The organism is Sulfuricaulis sp. (assembly GCF_024653915.1).
Taxonomy (GTDB): Bacteria; Pseudomonadota; Gammaproteobacteria; order Acidiferrobacterales; family Sulfurifustaceae; genus Sulfuricaulis.
In genome coordinates, this window is record NZ_JANLGY010000017.1 from 70281 (window position 1) to 85492 (window position 15212).

Annotated in this window: 14 protein-coding genes and 1 tRNA gene; 13 read left to right on the plus strand and 2 right to left on the minus strand. The window is 57.5% G+C overall.

The features are described from left to right. The first annotated feature begins 10 nt into the window (after positions 1–10). The 6 genes from nuoI (at position 11) to nuoN (ending at position 6469) form a co-directional block, all read left to right on the plus strand. Positions 11–502 (plus strand): NADH-quinone oxidoreductase subunit NuoI, encoded by a 492-nt coding sequence (nuoI, locus tag NUV55_RS09465; protein ID WP_296672375.1) that lies wholly within the window; start codon positions 11–13, stop codon positions 500–502. Between the two features lie 117 nt (positions 503–619). Beyond that, the gene (locus NUV55_RS09470; RefSeq protein WP_296672377.1) at positions 620–1225 is read left to right on the plus strand and encodes an NADH-quinone oxidoreductase subunit J; all 606 of its coding nucleotides are present in this window, start codon (positions 620–622) and stop codon (positions 1223–1225) included. Positions 1226–1257: 32 nt separating this feature from the next. After that, complete coding sequence (gene nuoK, locus NUV55_RS09475) at positions 1258–1563, plus strand: NADH-quinone oxidoreductase subunit NuoK (RefSeq protein ID WP_296672379.1); 306 nt, start codon at positions 1258–1260, stop codon at positions 1561–1563. Further along, on the plus strand, positions 1564–3534 hold the full coding sequence (gene nuoL / locus NUV55_RS09480; protein ID WP_296672381.1) for an NADH-quinone oxidoreductase subunit L: 1971 nt from the start codon (positions 1564–1566) through the stop codon (positions 3532–3534). After that, a complete protein-coding gene (locus NUV55_RS09485; RefSeq protein ID WP_296672383.1) occupies positions 3535–5016 on the plus strand; it encodes an NADH-quinone oxidoreductase subunit M in 1482 nt (493 codons plus the stop codon). A gap of 7 nt (positions 5017–5023) precedes the next feature. Further along, on the plus strand, positions 5024–6469 hold the full coding sequence (nuoN, locus tag NUV55_RS09490) for an NADH-quinone oxidoreductase subunit NuoN (RefSeq protein ID WP_296672385.1): 1446 nt from the start codon (positions 5024–5026) through the stop codon (positions 6467–6469). Between the two features lie 70 nt (positions 6470–6539). Here nuoN and NUV55_RS09495 read toward each other — a convergent pair whose 3' ends face one another. Both NUV55_RS09495 and NUV55_RS09500 read right to left on the minus strand, forming a co-directional pair. Next, entirely contained in the window at positions 6540–6779 is a 240-nt protein-coding gene (locus NUV55_RS09495; protein WP_296672387.1) for a hypothetical protein, read from the minus strand. A 262-nt stretch (positions 6780–7041) separates the two neighbouring features. After that, positions 7042–8436, minus strand: coding sequence for an MFS transporter (locus NUV55_RS09500; RefSeq protein ID WP_296672459.1), 1395 nt, complete (start codon positions 8434–8436; stop codon positions 7042–7044). 219 nt (positions 8437–8655) lie between these two features. Between NUV55_RS09500 and NUV55_RS09505 the strand changes: the two genes are divergently transcribed. From NUV55_RS09505 to rbfA, 7 genes are all read left to right on the plus strand, one after another. Then, positions 8656–8931 carry a cupin domain-containing protein gene (locus NUV55_RS09505; protein ID WP_296672389.1) on the plus strand — a complete coding sequence of 92 codons (276 nt, stop codon included), beginning with the start codon at positions 8656–8658 and terminating at the stop codon, positions 8929–8931. A 159-nt stretch (positions 8932–9090) separates the two neighbouring features. Beyond that, positions 9091–9846: a hypothetical protein gene (locus NUV55_RS09510; protein WP_296672391.1), complete on the plus strand. Its 756-nt coding sequence runs from the start codon at positions 9091–9093 to the stop codon at positions 9844–9846. Between the two features lie 109 nt (positions 9847–9955). Further along, positions 9956–10032: transfer RNA gene (locus tag NUV55_RS09515), tRNA-Met, on the plus strand. 158 nt (positions 10033–10190) lie between these two features. Next, complete coding sequence (gene rimP / locus NUV55_RS09520; RefSeq protein WP_296672393.1) at positions 10191–10646, plus strand: ribosome maturation factor RimP; 456 nt, start codon at positions 10191–10193, stop codon at positions 10644–10646. Between the two features lie 31 nt (positions 10647–10677). Beyond that, positions 10678–12177, plus strand: coding sequence for a transcription termination factor NusA (gene nusA / locus NUV55_RS09525; protein WP_367280397.1), 1500 nt, complete (start codon positions 10678–10680; stop codon positions 12175–12177). Positions 12178–12198: 21 nt separating this feature from the next. Next, complete coding sequence (gene infB / locus NUV55_RS09530; protein ID WP_296672396.1) at positions 12199–14652, plus strand: translation initiation factor IF-2; 2454 nt, start codon at positions 12199–12201, stop codon at positions 14650–14652. Positions 14653–14758: 106 nt separating this feature from the next. Further along, positions 14759–15130, plus strand: a complete 372-nt coding sequence (gene rbfA, locus NUV55_RS09535) for a 30S ribosome-binding factor RbfA (RefSeq protein ID WP_296672398.1) — start codon at positions 14759–14761, stop codon at positions 15128–15130. Positions 15131–15212: the final 82 nt, after the last annotated feature.

The following is a 15212-nucleotide window of genomic DNA, read 5'->3' on the forward strand; positions in this document are numbered from 1 at the left end:
GGGGACAACCATGCTCAAGACGGTCAAACGTTATCTGAATACATTCCTGCTCTATGAGCTGCTGAAGGGCCTGATGGTGACCGGGCGTCATCTGTTCATGCGCAAGTTTACGGTGCAGTACCCGGAGGAGAAGACGCCGATCAGTCCGCGATTCCGCGGCCTGCACGCGCTGCGTCGCTACCCCAACGGCGAGGAGCGCTGCATTGCCTGCAAGCTGTGTGAAGCGGTCTGTCCCGCGGCGGCCATCACGATCGAATCGGAAGTGCGCGCCGATGGCACGCGCCGCACCACGCGTTACGATATCGATCTCTTCAAGTGTATCTACTGCGGTTTCTGCGAGGAGTCCTGTCCCGTCGATTCCATCGTCGAAACCAGGATTTTCGAGTTTCATTTCGAAAATCGCGGCGAGCATGTGATCCACAAGGAAGAATTGCTCGCGATCGGCGACAAGTACGAAAAACAGCTCGCGGAAGACCGCGCGACCGACGCGAAATATAGATAAGAATGTGGAACCGCAGATAAACGCAGATGAACGCAGATCGAAGCAAAGAACCAATAGAGTTATTTTTTAATCTGCGTTTATCCGCGTTCATCTGCGGTTTCAAAGATAATAATTATTATGGAATTTAAACAGCTCATTTTTTACTTCTTCAGTGTGGTGCTGGTGTTCGCCGCCGCCATGGTGATTACCGTGCGCAACCCGGTGAAGGCGGCGCTGTTTCTGGTGCTGGCGTTTGTGAGCGCCGCCGGCCTGTGGCTGCTGCTGCAGGCGGAATTCCTCGCCATCGTGCTGGTTTTGGTCTACGTCGGCGCGGTCATGGTGCTGTTCCTGTTCGTGGTCATGATGCTTGATATCAACCTCGTGCGCCTGCGCGAGGGCTTTGGCGAGTACCTGCCGATCGGGGGGCTGGTGGCGGTGCTGCTGGTACTTGAGATGGGCATTATTCTGAGCACTGATCAGTTTGGTTTAAAACAGATGCCCGATCCGGGCTCGCTGCCCGCGGATCACAGCAACACGCGCGAACTCGGGCGACTGCTGTACACGGTTTACGCCTATCCGTTTGAAATCGCGGCGGGCATTCTGCTGGTGGCCATTGTTGCGGCCATCGCGCTCACCTTGCGTCGCCGCAAGGACAGCAAATACCAGGATCCGTCGCGGCAGATTAATATCGACCCGCGCGAACGTGTGCGTATCGTTAAGATGTCGTCAGAAAAGAAAAGCTGAGTGATGACTGTGCGAAAAAGGGAAGGGAAACGATGATTCCGTTGTCGCATTATCTGATTCTCGGGGCTATCCTGTTTTCCCTGAGCGTCGTCGGTATTTTTCTCAATCGCAAGAATCTGGTCATTCTGCTCATGGCCATCGAGCTGATGCTGCTCGCCGTGAACCTGAACTTCATTGCGTTTTCACATTATCTCGGCGACATCTCCGGGCAGGTTTTTGTGTTTTTCATCCTGACTGTGGCGGCGGCCGAGTCGGCCATCGGGCTGGCCATCCTGGTGGCGGTGTTCCGTAACCGCCAGACCATCAATGTCGAAGACCTGAGCAGCCTGAAAGGATAGATGATGCAGAATTCCTTTCCTTTCGAGCTGATCTATCTCGCCATTCCGCTGTCCTGCCTCGTGGGCGCGATGCTGGCCGGCCTGCTGGGCTGGAAGATCGGGCGTGTCGGTGCGCACAGCGTGGCGATTTTCGGTGTGGCCACGGCGTTCGTGCTGTCGGCTTTTGTGGTCCTGCCGGATGTGCTCGCAGGGAACAGTTTTAACGGGCCGGTTTATACCTGGGGCGTTTCTGGTGGCATCCCGCTGGAGATCGGATTCCTGATCGATCCCCTGACGGCGCTCATGATGGTGGTGGTGACCTTCGTTTCGCTCATGGTGCACATCTACACCATTGGCTATATGCACGACGATCCCGGTTATCAGCGCTTCTTCAGTTACATCGCGCTTTTTACCTTTTCGATGCTGATGCTGGTGATGTCGAACAATTTTCTCCAGCTTTTCTTCGGCTGGGAGGCGGTGGGCCTGATGTCCTACCTGTTGATCGGTTTCTGGTACACGCGCGATTCGGCCACCTACGCCCAGCTCAAGGCTTTCCTTGTCAACCGCGTCGGCGATCTGGGTTTCCTGCTCGGTATCGCCGCGATCTACATGACCTTCGGCACGCTGGATTATGCTGCCGTGTTCGCGATCGCCCCGCAGATGGTTGCTAAGACTATCCAGGTGCTGCCGGGCGCTGAATGGAGCGTGATAACGCTCATTTGCATCCTGCTGTTCATTGGCGCGATGGGCAAGTCCGCGCAGGCCCCGCTGCACGTGTGGCTGCCCGACTCGATGGAGGGCCCGACGCCCATCTCGGCCCTGATCCATGCGGCCACCATGGTGACCGCCGGCGTGTTCATGGTGGCGCGCATGTCGCCGCTGTATGAGCTTTCGGAAACCGCGTTGTCAGTGGTGCTCGTCATCGGCGCGATCACGGCGCTGTTCATGGCCTTCGTTGGAATGGTGCAGAACGACATCAAACGCGTGGTGGCGTATTCGACGCTGTCCCAGCTTGGCTACATGATGGTCGCACTTGGGGCTTCGGCCTACAGCGTGGGCATCTTTCATCTGATGACGCATGCCTTCTTCAAGGCTTTGCTGTTCCTGGCCGCGGGCTCGGTGATTATCGCCCTGCATCACGAGCAGGACCTGCGCAAAATGGGCGGCCTCAAGCGGCGCATGCCGATTACTTTTATCACCACCTGGATCGGGTCGCTCGCGCTGGCGGGGATTCCGCCGTTCGCGGGTTTCTTCTCCAAGGACATGATCATCGAGGCGGCGCATCACTCGCAATTGCCTGGCAGCGGCTTTGCCTATTTTGCCGTACTGACGGGCGTGTTCGTCACCGCTTTTTATACCTTCCGCATGCTGTTCCTGGTGTATTACGGCAAGCCGCGCATGGATGAGCATACGCTCAAGCATGTGGAGGAATCGCCCTGGGTAGTGACGATACCTCTTATACTGCTCGCCATTCCCTCGCTTGTGACGGGTTTCATGTTCCTCGATCCGCTGGTGTTTGGCAGTTTCTTCGGCGAATCCATTAAAGTCCTGCCGGCGCATGACGTGGTTCAGCAGATCGCGGGGCAGTATGCCGGGCTCGGCCCCTTCATCGCCCATGGCCTGCAATCCGCACCGTTCCTGCTCGCGGTGGGGGGAATTGTTACGGCCTGGTTCATGTACGTCCGCCTGCCGCACCTTCCGAGCCGCGTGCGCGAAAAGGCCGGCGTGATCTACACACTCCTGCTGCGCAAATATTTCGTGGATGAGTTCAATGAATTCGTATTTGCTGGCGGCGCGCGCGCCATTGGGCGCTTGTTCTGGAAAATCGGTGACGTGAAGCTTATCGATGGCCTGGCGGTGAACGGCACGGCGCGCATGATTGGCTGGGTGTCCTCGGTCATCCGCCATATCCAGTCCGGCTACGTGTATCACTACGCATTCGCCATGATCCTGGGACTGTTCCTGTTGATCACTTTTTTCCTGCACAAATAAATGATGCTGGCCGAACATATCCTGAGTCTGGTGACATGGCTGCCGATCTTCGGCGGTATCGCGGTGCTTGCCACCGGCAGTGATCGCAATGCCGATTACGCCCGCCAGCTGAGCCTCGTGATCGCTGTTCTGACTTTCATCGTTACACTGCCGCTGTATGCCAATTTCAACAGCGGCACGCATGCGATGCAGTTTGTCGAGGACCGTGCCTGGATCGAGGCTTTCAACATCCGTTATCGTCTGGGTATTGACGGCATCTCGCTGCTGCTGATCCTGTTGACGAGTTTCAGCACCGTGCTGGTCATTATTTCTGCCTGGAAGGTGATCGAGAAGAAGGTGGCGCAGTATTATGCCGCGTTCCTGATCATGGAAGGACTCATGATCGGCGTGTTCAGCGCGCTCGATGGCATCCTGTTCTACATTTTCTGGGAGGCCATGCTGGTCCCGATGTTCCTCATCATCGGCCTGTGGGGCGGGCCGAACCGCGTTTACGCCACCATCAAGTTTTTCCTTTATACCTTTCTCGGTTCGGTACTGATGCTGGTGGCCTTTATTTATCTTTACTATCAGGCCGGTAGTTTTGACATTCTCGCCTGGCACGGCGTTAAACTCGGGTCCACCCCTCAGATTCTCATCTTTCTCGCTTTCCTCACGGCCTTTGCCGTGAAGGTCCCGATGTGGCCGGTGCATACCTGGCTGCCGGATGCGCATGTTGAGGCGCCCACGGGAGGGTCCGTTATTCTGGCCGCGATCATGCTGAAAATGGGCGCCTACGGTTTCCTGCGCTTCTCACTCCCCATCCTGCCGGACGCCTCGCATGAACTGGCGTGGCTCATGATCGCGCTCTCGCTCATCGCGATCGTGTACATCGGTCTGGTGGCACTGGTGCAGGAGGACATGAAAAAGCTGATTGCCTATTCATCTATTGCACACATGGGTTTTGTGACCCTGGGATTTTTCATATTCAACGTGCAGGGTATTGAGGGGGGTATCGTGCAGATGATCTCGCACGGTTTTGTTTCCGGCGCGCTGTTCCTGTGCGTGGGTGTTCTCTATGACCGTCTCCATTCACGCATGATCAAGGACTACGGCGGTGTCGCCAATCGCATGCCGGTGTTTGCCGCTTTCATGATGCTGTTCGCCATGGCCAACGCCGGTCTGCCCGGTACCTCCGGATTCGTGGGCGAGTTGCTGGTGATCCTGGGCGCGTTCCAGGCCAATGTCTGGTATGCCCTGGCCGCGGCCACGACGCTCGTGTTTGGCGCTGCCTACACGCTGTGGATGTACAAGCGTGTAATTTTCGGGGCGGTTGCCAATGACAAGGTCGCCGCACTTACGGATGTCACTGCGCGCGAAATCGTGTTTCTCTCGCTACTGGCCCTGGCCGTGCTGGTCATGGGGCTGTGGCCGTATCCGTTTCTCGATGTGATGCACGCGTCGGTGGATCACCTGTTGCAACAATCCATGACTTCAAAACTGTGATAGCCGGATGAAATTCGTCACGCCCGATATGATGCCCGCCATGCCCGAGATCTTCGTGTTCTCGATGGCCTGCGCGATCCTGGTGATCGACCTGTTCCTGTCGGATCGTGCGCGCGTCGTTTCCTACTGGCTCACGCAGGCGACGCTGGTCGGCGCAGTTCTGTTGACGTTGAAAGTGGCAGCCACCGCGCCAGTATTCACCTTCAGCGGCATGTTTGTCGCGGACCGGCTTGCCGATCTGCTGAAGTTGGGTACTTACGTCATTACTTTCTTTGTTTTTGCCTATTCGCGTGATTATCTGCGTGACCGCGGGATGCTGCGAGGAGAGTATTTCGTGCTTGGCTTGTTCGGGGTGGTGGGCATGATGGTCATGGCCTCGGCCAGCCATTTCCTGACGCTGTATCTGGGTCTCGAACTGCTGTCACTCTCGCTCTACGCCATGATCGCTTTCCAGCGCGATTCCGGCACCGCGACCGAGGCCGCGATGAAGTATTTCGTTCTTGGCGCTATCGCCTCCGGCATGTTGCTCTACGGCATGTCCATGATCTACGGCGCGACCGGCAGCCTCGAAATCGCCGCGGTTTCCAAGGCCATCGGTATGATGTCCCCGGACAATATCATTCTCATTTTCGGCCTGGTATTCGTGATTTCCGGATTGGCTTTCAAGATCGGCGCGGTGCCGTTCCACATGTGGGTCCCGGACGTGTATCACGGCGCTCCCACGGCCGTGGCGCTGTACATCGGCACGGCCCCGAAACTCGCAGCCTTCGCGCTGTTCCTGCGCCTGCTGGTCAGCGGGCTCGAACCGCTCGCGGGTTCCTGGCAATCCATGCTCATGATCATTGCCGTATTGTCCATGGCCGTTGGCAACCTCATCGCCATCGCACAAACTAACATCAAGCGCATGCTGGCGTATTCTTCGATCTCGCACATGGGTTTCTTCCTGCTCGGTATATTGAGCGCGGAGCCGAATGGTTACAGCTCTTCTCTGTTTTATATCCTGGTCTACGCCGTCATGAGCGCCGGTGCCTTCGGCATGATCATCTTGCTGTCGCGCACGGGTTTTGAGGCGGAACGACTCGAGGATTTCAAGGGGCTCAACCAGCGTAGCCCATGGCATGCGTTTCTAATGTTGTTGCTCATGCTGTCGATGGCCGGCGTGCCGCCGACCGTGGGTTTCTACGCCAAACTGCTCGTCATCCAGTCCGTCATCAAGATTGGCATGATTCCGCTGGCCGTGGCGGCGGTGCTGTTCGCCGTCATCGGGGCCTACTATTATCTGCGCGTTATCAAGCTCATGTATTTTGACGATGCCACGGAGAAGGCCCCGATTCGCGCGAGCGGGGATATGCAGGTGCTGATCGGCTTCAATGCGCTGTTGCTCATCGGCATCATGCCGTGGGTGGGCGCCCTTATCGAGCTGTGCCGGCAGGCGATCAGGACCTTGGCGTGAATGGAAGGATTGTGTAAAAAAAAGCCCCTTTCGGGGCTTTTTTTCTTAATTTGATATTAAAATCTGAAGATTAAAAAGAGGGGTAAACTTTCATCTCGCTCAGAAACTTGTCCTCTGTCTGCACCATCACCTGTGCAGGCGTATTTGTTTCTTCCAGGGAGTGCTCCACAAAAATTTCCTGTTCTGAAATGACGGGTGGAGTAGCGTTGTCAGCCTGATTGACGTCGAGTCTTTCCTGCGCAGCGAGTGAATGCGTAAGGCTGGCGATTACGACGGCTGACGCGATGGCGGTAATATGATTCAGTTTCATGATTCCTTTCTTCCCTGTTGTTCGAAGTAAATTCCGCGCGGACTCTTGGATACCCTATTCCCTGCAAGCGCCACGAAACAGGGCTGGCAAGATGGGTGTGATGGTTTCGCTGACTGGCGGTCAGGTTCGGGACCGCAGATCGTCTGGCTCGGGGAGTTCAGCCGGTCCTTGGCTCGAAGAATACCACTGTACTATTTTTAGCATTAATTGCTGATTCTGTCCAAGCGATCTGCACGTAATAGGCTAACCATCGCCTGATTTCTCAGGCGGGACCGGACGAACGCAAACGCCGGCGGGTGAATGCCAGCATGTCGAAGAAAAGCTCCCCCAGCGCGTTGAAGCGCACCACCCGCAGCATCAGTCCTGCCGGTGTGAGCTTGCGCACCTCACGCACCTCACGCAAGGCCGGCGCCAGCGTTAGTGCCACCACGCCACGCGCCAGACTCGAGACCACCAGCACGCCCCACAGGCTGCTGGTCCAGTGCCAGGATTTACCGAATAGTACGAAGTTTTCCGGGACCATCAGACTCAGGAAGCCGCCCAGCAAGGCGCCGGCAAAGATAGCAATACTGGTGAACACGTTATGTAACGCGCTATAGGCAGCGCGGCGCTCGGGATTCACGGAGTCATAAAGATAGTTGCTCGCGCTCAAGCTGAAGCCGGCCCAGAAGAGGCCGCCGAACATTTGCAATACCACGACGTAGGCAAAATGCGGTGAAACCAGCCACAGCAGGGGGAAGAACGGAATCACGTAACCGGTAACGGTCAATATCAGACGATTGCCGAAGATATCCCCGATCCGGCCCCACATGTGCAGGCTGCCGAACTGCGCCAAGACGGCCAGCGCCGTGGCTGACATGTACTGGAGGTAAGAGAAACCGAGATCGCGCAGCATGTATACGACGAAGAAAGGTGCGGCGATTGCCGCCGCGAACTGCATGGCGGCGTAGAAAAAGGTGAAGCGCGCGCAGTCGGACCCGCGCAGTCGCTGCCACAGATCCGGCAATGCCGGCCAGTCGATAGCGCTCGGCGCGTGTTCCGGATCGTGCATGCGTGCCAGCTGAGTGGCGGAGTAGAGCCGTGCCAGCGCCGCCAGGGTAAAGACCATCATGAAGCCGAAGCGCACGCGATCTGCTATCTCAAACCCATACAGCAGCAGACCGGCGCCCACCAGCGCCATAAAATTCATCATGCTCATAAGCCGGGTACGCCGCGCAAAGAAACGCCCGCGTCGTTTTTCGGGCACGAGATCGCCCATGAGGCTGTTCCATACCGGCGTGGCCAGGTGACCGCCGGTGAAATACAGCGCGACGCACACGATAAGGATGGTCACGGCATGCGCGGGGAAAAAATATGGCAGCCAGATGATCGGCAGCCACATGGCAGTTTGAAGCACCACGCCAAACAGGATGATGGACTTGCGCCGGCCGAGGCGACTCGCCAGCCAGGCCGAGAACAATTGCGCGAACGAGCCGAGCAGTGACGGGAAGGCCGCGAGCCATGAAATCTGCGCGGTCGTGGCCTTCAGGAACAGGGCGTAGGCAGAAAGGTAGTGCTCGCCGGCGCCGGCCATGACGGAATAAGCCACGCCGTCGCGAACCGAATGTCTCAACGACTGTTCGGTACGCGGGTCCTTGGAATAACGCGGGAAATTCACACTCAACAGCTCACAGCGGCAGATTCAGACCGTGTCTGCTTTACACGGGGTTTATGCTTTTTCAGTATAGACGGCATTTTCGCGCCTGATGATTACCGGCCGCCCGGCCCGACGAGCTGACATGGATGACCGATCAGGTGCCATCTCGCCGGCGAGCGCGTTGCCGGGTTTCACCCTGACAACGTAGAATGGACCGCCTACCGCCCGGAAGAAATAATCATGACGCAAATCCTCATTGAGCACGACCCGTCGCCCATGAAACTGGATATTATCGGCGTTTATGAGTGGCCGATCTGGACCAAGGAGATTTCCAAGTTTCCCTGGACCTATGAACAGAATGAAACCTGTTACATTCTGGAAGGCGAGGTTATCGTCACGCCCGATGGCGGCGAACCGGTTAAAATAGTGGAAAACGATTATGTTTCATTCCCGGCGGGCATGTCCTGTACCTGGGATATCCTGAGTCCGGTCAAGAAGCACTATAATTTCGGTTGAGTATTATAAAATAAAATGAATTCGAACCACGGGGGACACGGGGGAAGACATGAAAGTTAAGAATGACATTCCCGTTTTTCTGATACTTTTTACTCCCCGTGTTCCCCGTGGTTTAAGCTTTAGGTTTTGATTTTGTTAGGTTTCTTAATTACCTGACCGATGCAGGAAGTTACTCGCGATGTTCCCGCGCGCACCGAGGGCGAACTCCGTTTGCATGCCGCCATCCGTGCTTTATTGAGCCCCGGCATATGGTTTGTATTAACAGCGCAAATCGCCCTGTTGTTTGTCCTGCAATGGCGCGCACCGGCGGATGCCACGACGCTGGTCTCGACGCTGGCCGTATTCCTGACGGCCACGTCCTTGATGTTGTTCTTTTATCTGCAGGCGGGTGCTTTTTATGCCTTGACGCTGCGGCGGGAGGCTTTGACGGTCGGAGAAATCATGCGTGCAGGCCAGACGGTATTTGCCAGCTTTGTGTGGCTGACGCTCAAGGCGGGCCTGCTGTTTGCCTTGGTTGTAAATGTTCTGGTGCTGGTGGCGTTGATGCTCACGGGCTCGGACTTCAAAAGTCTGTTGCAGGCGCTGTCAGCATTTTTTGGTCCCGCAACTGGCGTGCTGGCTTTCGTTTTCGTCTACTGGCTGCCTTATGTATTCGTGCATCGGGAATTCCGTCTGCTGCCCAGCCTCAAGGCATCGCTGCAGATCGCCTTGAAAAGACTGCCTCATTCTGTTTTTTTGGTACTGCTGGTGCTTATTCCTGCCGTGGCTATCGGATTCATTCCCGTGGAAAGCCCGGTTCTGGTCGACGTACTGACGAGTGCGGCTACCGGTATCATGGGCTGGATCGCCTATATCTATTGCACCGATATCCTGCGGCTGCCCCAGCAAGTCGCCCCCGGCAAAATACCTGTCTGATAGTCATGGGCGATGGGATAAATACCTTCACAAAAACCCATTAGTAATCGGTTAAGTCCCTCTTTTTCCTTGAATTAGCCCGAGCCCGCCGTTAGACTTCGCGTCCTGCTGCGGGGTGGAGCAGTCTGGCAGCTCGTCGGGCTCATAACCCGAAGGTCGCAGGTTCAAATCCTGCCCCCGCTACCAAACTCCAAAGGCCCTTCAAGGGCCTTATTGTTTTGGATTTCTGGCCACTTTCCGATTGTCGGGGAAGTGCTTATAATTCAGCCGGGTTTCAGCCGTTTCAAGAGTAAGTATAAGAAGTGGGCCGCGTGCCCACTTTTGTTTTATGGGGTCGGAAATTTATGCAGGGTGCACGGGCGGATTTGCGAAAGCTGCTTGAGCCCGGTGTTAGCGCCCTGGGCTTTGAGTTGGTGGACGTGGAGATGGCCGGTAGCCACCACTACACCACGCTGCGGGTGTATATAGACAGTCCCCGGGGCGTAAACGTGGACGATTGCGCCAGAGTCAGCCGGCAACTGTCGGCGCTGCTGGATGTTGAGGACCCGCTGCCGGGGCAATACACCTTGGAGGTGTCATCGCCCGGCCTGGATCGGCCGCTGGTCAAACCGGAGGACTTCAAGCGGTTCGTGGGTGAAACGATCAAGGTGAAGATGCATGTGCCGTTGCAGGGGCGCAAGAACTTCTCCGGCAAACTGGTGGACGTGGCAGCGGACCATGTCGTGGTGGAAGTGGACAAAGAGATTTTTAACCTGGCGTTCGATGCCATGGAGCGGGCACGGTTGGTGCCCCGGTTTTGAACGGCGGGTGTGACGGGAGATAGCGATTATGATGGGCAATGAAGTACTGGTTATTGTAGAGGCGGTGTCGCGCGAAAAAGGCGTCAGCAAGGAAATCATTTTCCAGGCGCTCGAAGCCGCGCTGGCCACCGCCACGCGCAAGCGCCACAAGGGCGACATCGACGCACGCGTTGCAATTCATCGCAACACCGGAACCTACGACACCTTCCGTCGCTGGGAGATTCTCCCGGACGAAACCGAAGTGGTGGAATTCCCGGACCGCCAGTACAAGCTGACCGAGGCCCGTGCGATGAAGCCGGAAATCCAGGTTGGCGAGTTCATCGAAGAACCGCTGGAGCAGGTCGAGTTCGGACGTATCGCGGCGCAGGCAGCCAAGCAGGTGATCATGCAGAAGGTGCGCGAGGCCGAGCGCGAGCAGATCGTCAACCTCTATAAGGACCGCCAGGGCGAAATGGTCACCGGGGTAGTCAAGCGCCTGGAACGCGGCGATGTTATCGTGGACCTGGGTAACGCCGAAGCCTTGCTTTCCAAGAGCACCATGATCCCTCGCGAGGGTCTGCGGCCGGGTGATCGCATCCGCGCGTTGCTGGAAGACGTCAAATCCGTTCCGCGTGGCCCGCAGCTGTTCCTGTCACGTGTGGCGCCCAGGCTGCTCATTGAATTGTTCAAACTCGAAGTCCCGGAAGCCGGAGAGGGCTTGATCACCATCCATGGCGCGGCGCGCGATTCCGGCCTGCGCGCCAAGATCGCCGTGAGTTCCTCCGATCCACGTATCGACCCTATTGGCGCGTGCGTGGGCATGCGTGGTTCGCGTGTGCAGAGCGTGTCAAACGAACTCGCGGGTGAACGTGTCGATATCATTCACTGGTCGGAGAATCCGGCGCAGTATGTTATTAACTCGCTCGCGCCCGCTGAAGTGCAGTCCATCGTGGTGGACGAAGAATCGCACAGCATGGACGTTATCGTGGACGAAAAGCAGCTTTCCCAGTCCATCGGCCGCAGCGGCCAGAATGTGCGCCTGGCGTCTGAGCTCACCGGCTGGGAACTCAACATCATGACGGCGGAATCGGCCCAGGAAAAAGGCACCCAGGAAGCGGCCAATGCCATCAAGCTGTTCATGGAACAGCTGGACATGGACGAGAACGTCGCCACGGTGCTGGTGCAAGAAGGTTTCTCCAGCTTGGATGAAGTGGCCTACGTGCCGAAGCAGGAACTGCTCGCCATTGAGGAATTCGACGATGACCTGGTGGATGCCATCCGCGACCGCGCACGCGATCTGCTGCTGACCCGTGCCATCGCGCAGGAAGAAAAGATCAGTCTGGCCGAACCAGCCAAGGATCTGTTGGAGATGCAGGGCATGGACGAAAACACCGCGCACCTGCTGGCGGCTCGTGGCATCAAAACCATGGAAGAGCTGGCGGAGCAGGCGGTGGATGACTTGCTCGAAGTTGAAGGCATGACCCAGGAGCGCGCCAGCGAGTTAATCATGACGGCGCGCGCGCCATGGTTCGAGGACAAGCAGGCGGGCTAGTTGCCCCGCTTCCGGGAGTTTATGACACAAATTACTATCAAAGGCTTCGCAGACCAGATCGGCATCCCGCCGGAGACGCTGCTGCGCCAGCTCGATGCCGCCGGCATTGATGCCAAAGGCCCGGATGACGCGCTCACGGAAGACGAGAAGGCGAAGCTGTTTCATTATCTGCGCGCCAGTCACGGCGCAGACGATGAGGGTGCGGCCAAGAAAAAAATCACGCTCAAGCGCAAGTCCACCAGTCAGGTAGTGCAAAGCACGCGCACCGGCGCTACCCGCACGGTGCAGGTCGAGGTGCGCAAGAAACGCACCTTCATCAAGCGCACCACTGCCGAGGAATCTCCTGCGCTGGAGGAAGAGGCGCCGGTCGAGGACTTGGTTGAGGAGGCTGCCGCTGCGGCGATTACCTCAGAAACCCCTGTGCAGGAACCGGTTAAGGCCGAGGCGGTCCCGGCCCCCAAGGCGGAGATTCCCGCCGCGCCGAAGATCGCGGTAGCAGCCCCGGTGGCCAAACACGCGCCGGCGCCGGCAAAAGAGGTAAAGAAACCGCACAAAAGCAAAAAGGAACGACTGGCGAAACTTGAAGAGCGTGAACGCGGCGAACTGCATCTCGCGGCCGGCAAGAAAGTTCGGCGCAAGGTCAGAATCGTCGCCAACAAGCCTGTCGTTACCAGCGCCACCGGTCAACACGGTTTTGAAAGGCCCACCGCACCGATCGTGCATGAGGTGGCGCTGCCGGAAACTGTTACGGTCGCTGAACTCGCTCAGAAGATGTCCATCAAGTCGGTCGAGGTCATCAAGGCGCTGATGCAGATGGGCACCATGGTCACGATCAATCAGGTGCTCGATCGCGATACGGCCACGCTCGTGGTCGAGGAAATGGGCCATGTTGTCACGGAGGCCAAAGCGACCGATCCCGAGTCCCTGCTGGCCGGCTCCGGGGCTGATGCCGCCGTCAATGCTGAGCCGCGCCCGCCTGTCGTTACCGTCATGGGTCACGTTGACCATGGTAAGACCTCGTTGCTCGACCATATCCGCAAGGCCAAGGTGGCCTCGGGTGAGGCCGGCGGCATTACCCAACACATCGGTGCTTATCACGTGGAAACGCCCAAGGGCGTCGTCACATTCCTGGACACGCCCGGCCACGAAGCCTTTACCGCCATGCGCGCCCGCGGCGCCAAGGCCACCGATATCGTCATTCTGGTGGTAGCGGCCGATGACGGCGTCATGCCGCAGACGATTGAGGCGGTGCATCACGCGCGCAATGCCAAGGTGCCGATCGTGGTCGCGGTGAACAAGATCGACAAACCCGAGGCGCAGCCCGATCGTGTGCGTCAGGAACTCACCAAACACGAAGTCGTTGCCGAGGAATGGGGTGGCAGCGATATTTTCGTGAACGTCTCCGCCAAGACCGGCGAAGGCATCGACAAGCTGCTCGAATCCGTATTGCTGACGGCCGAGGTGCTGGAGCTGAAAGCCCCCAAGACCGGCCCTGTCGCGGGTCTGGTGGTGGAGGCACGCCTCGACAAGGGGCGCGGTCCGGTGGCCACGGTGCTGGTACAGCGCGGCACGCTGCGCAAAGGCGACGTGATCCTCGCCGGGCGTGAGTACGGGCGCGTGCGCGCCATGTTCGACGAGAAAGGTCGGCAGATTAAAGAGGCCGGCCCCTCCATCCCGGTTGAAGTCCAGGGCCTTTCCGGCGTGCCAAGCGCCGGCGAAGAAGTCATGACGGTCGAATCCGAGCGCAAGGCGCGTGAGATCGCGCTTTTCCGCCAGGGCAAATTCAAGGACGTGCAGCTCGCGCGTCAGCAGGCGGCGAAGCTGACCGATGTATTCGAACAGCTGAAAGCGGACGAAGAAGCCAAGACCCTGAATCTCATCATCAAGGCCGACGTGCAGGGTTCCATCGAGGCGCTCACGGTCGCGCTCGAGAAGATTTCCACGGCCGAAGTGAAGGTCAAGGTGGTGCACGGCATGGTCGGCGGCATCACCGAGTCGGACGTGAACCTGGCGGTGGCGTCGAACGCCGTCATCATCGGATTCAACGTGCGTGCCGACAGCACGGCGCGCAAGCTGATCGAGCATCAGGGCGTAGACGTGCATTACTACAACGTCATCTATAGCGCGGTGGAAGAGGTCAAGGCCGCCATGAGCGGGATGCTCAGCCCGCAGATCAAGGAACAGATGCTGGGTCTGGCCGAAGTGCGCGATGTATTCCGCTCACCCAAGATGGGTGCCGTTGCCGGCTGCTACGTGATCGAAGGAGTGGTAAAACGCAACCGCCCGATCCGCGTGCTGCGTGACAACGTGGTGGTTTTCGAAGGCGAGCTCGAATCGCTGCGCCGCTTCAAGGACGACGCCGGTGAAGTGAAGGCCGGGCTCGAATGCGGCATTGCCGTGAAGAATTACAATGACGTGAAGGCCGGTGACCAGATCGAGGTCTTCGAACGGGTCGAGGTCGCCCGCACCCTGTAGAATTAATAGACAGGATTTACAAGATTAACAGGATTACGGCTGGGCACGTTTTCTTTTAATCCTGTAAATCCTGTAAATCCTGTTAATCCTGTCCATTTCCGTTCTTATGCAAAAAGTTTCCAATCGGCCGCGACGTGTCGCGGAACTCATCCGGCGTGAACTTGCCATGCTCATCCCGCGCGAGCTCGACGATCCCAAGGCGCACCAGATCACGTTAACCGGCGTGGAAATGTCGCGCGACATGTCTTCCGCGCGAATCTATTTTTCTTTGTTGAGCGGTGCCGTGGAGGCGAAAAAGTTGACCAAGTCGCTCAACCGCGCCGCCGGATTTCTGCGGCATGTCCTCATGGGAAGGGTATCGTTGCGAAGCGTGCCGGTGCTGCGGTTTTATTTCGATGAATCGGTGGAACGTGGCGCGCGCATCGACAGCCTGATTGAACAGGCCATCACCGAAGACCAGCAGACCAAAAATAAATAGACAGGATCAACAGGATTCAGCAGGATTAACAGGATTTTTGAAATTTTGAATCTTTAATCCTGTAAATCTTGAGTAATCCTGT

Excerpts from the sequence above, each read along its gene's own strand:
- NUV55_RS09470 (WP_296672377.1), top strand. The coding sequence starts at position 620 with ATGGAATTTAAACAGCTCATTTTTTACTTCTTCAGTGTGGTGCTGGTG.
- nuoN (WP_296672385.1), top strand. The coding sequence starts at position 5,024 with ATGAAATTCGTCACGCCCGATATGATGCCCGCCATGCCCGAGATCTTC.
- NUV55_RS09510 (WP_296672391.1), top strand. The coding sequence starts at position 9,091 with ATGCAGGAAGTTACTCGCGATGTTCCCGCGCGCACCGAGGGCGAACTC.
- rbfA (WP_296672398.1), top strand. The coding sequence starts at position 14,759 with ATGCAAAAAGTTTCCAATCGGCCGCGACGTGTCGCGGAACTCATCCGG.
- nuoK (WP_296672379.1), top strand. The coding sequence starts at position 1,258 with ATGATTCCGTTGTCGCATTATCTGATTCTCGGGGCTATCCTGTTTTCC.
- nuoI (WP_296672375.1), top strand. The coding sequence starts at position 11 with ATGCTCAAGACGGTCAAACGTTATCTGAATACATTCCTGCTCTATGAG.
- nusA (WP_367280397.1), top strand. The coding sequence starts at position 10,678 with ATGGGCAATGAAGTACTGGTTATTGTAGAGGCGGTGTCGCGCGAAAAA.
- rimP (WP_296672393.1), top strand. The coding sequence starts at position 10,191 with ATGCAGGGTGCACGGGCGGATTTGCGAAAGCTGCTTGAGCCCGGTGTT.
- NUV55_RS09495 (WP_296672387.1), bottom strand. The coding sequence starts at position 6,779 with ATGAAACTGAATCATATTACCGCCATCGCGTCAGCCGTCGTAATCGCC.
- nuoL (WP_296672381.1), top strand. The coding sequence starts at position 1,564 with ATGATGCAGAATTCCTTTCCTTTCGAGCTGATCTATCTCGCCATTCCG.
- infB (WP_296672396.1), top strand. The coding sequence starts at position 12,199 with ATGACACAAATTACTATCAAAGGCTTCGCAGACCAGATCGGCATCCCG.
- NUV55_RS09505 (WP_296672389.1), top strand. The coding sequence starts at position 8,656 with ATGACGCAAATCCTCATTGAGCACGACCCGTCGCCCATGAAACTGGAT.
- NUV55_RS09485 (WP_296672383.1), top strand. The coding sequence starts at position 3,535 with ATGATGCTGGCCGAACATATCCTGAGTCTGGTGACATGGCTGCCGATC.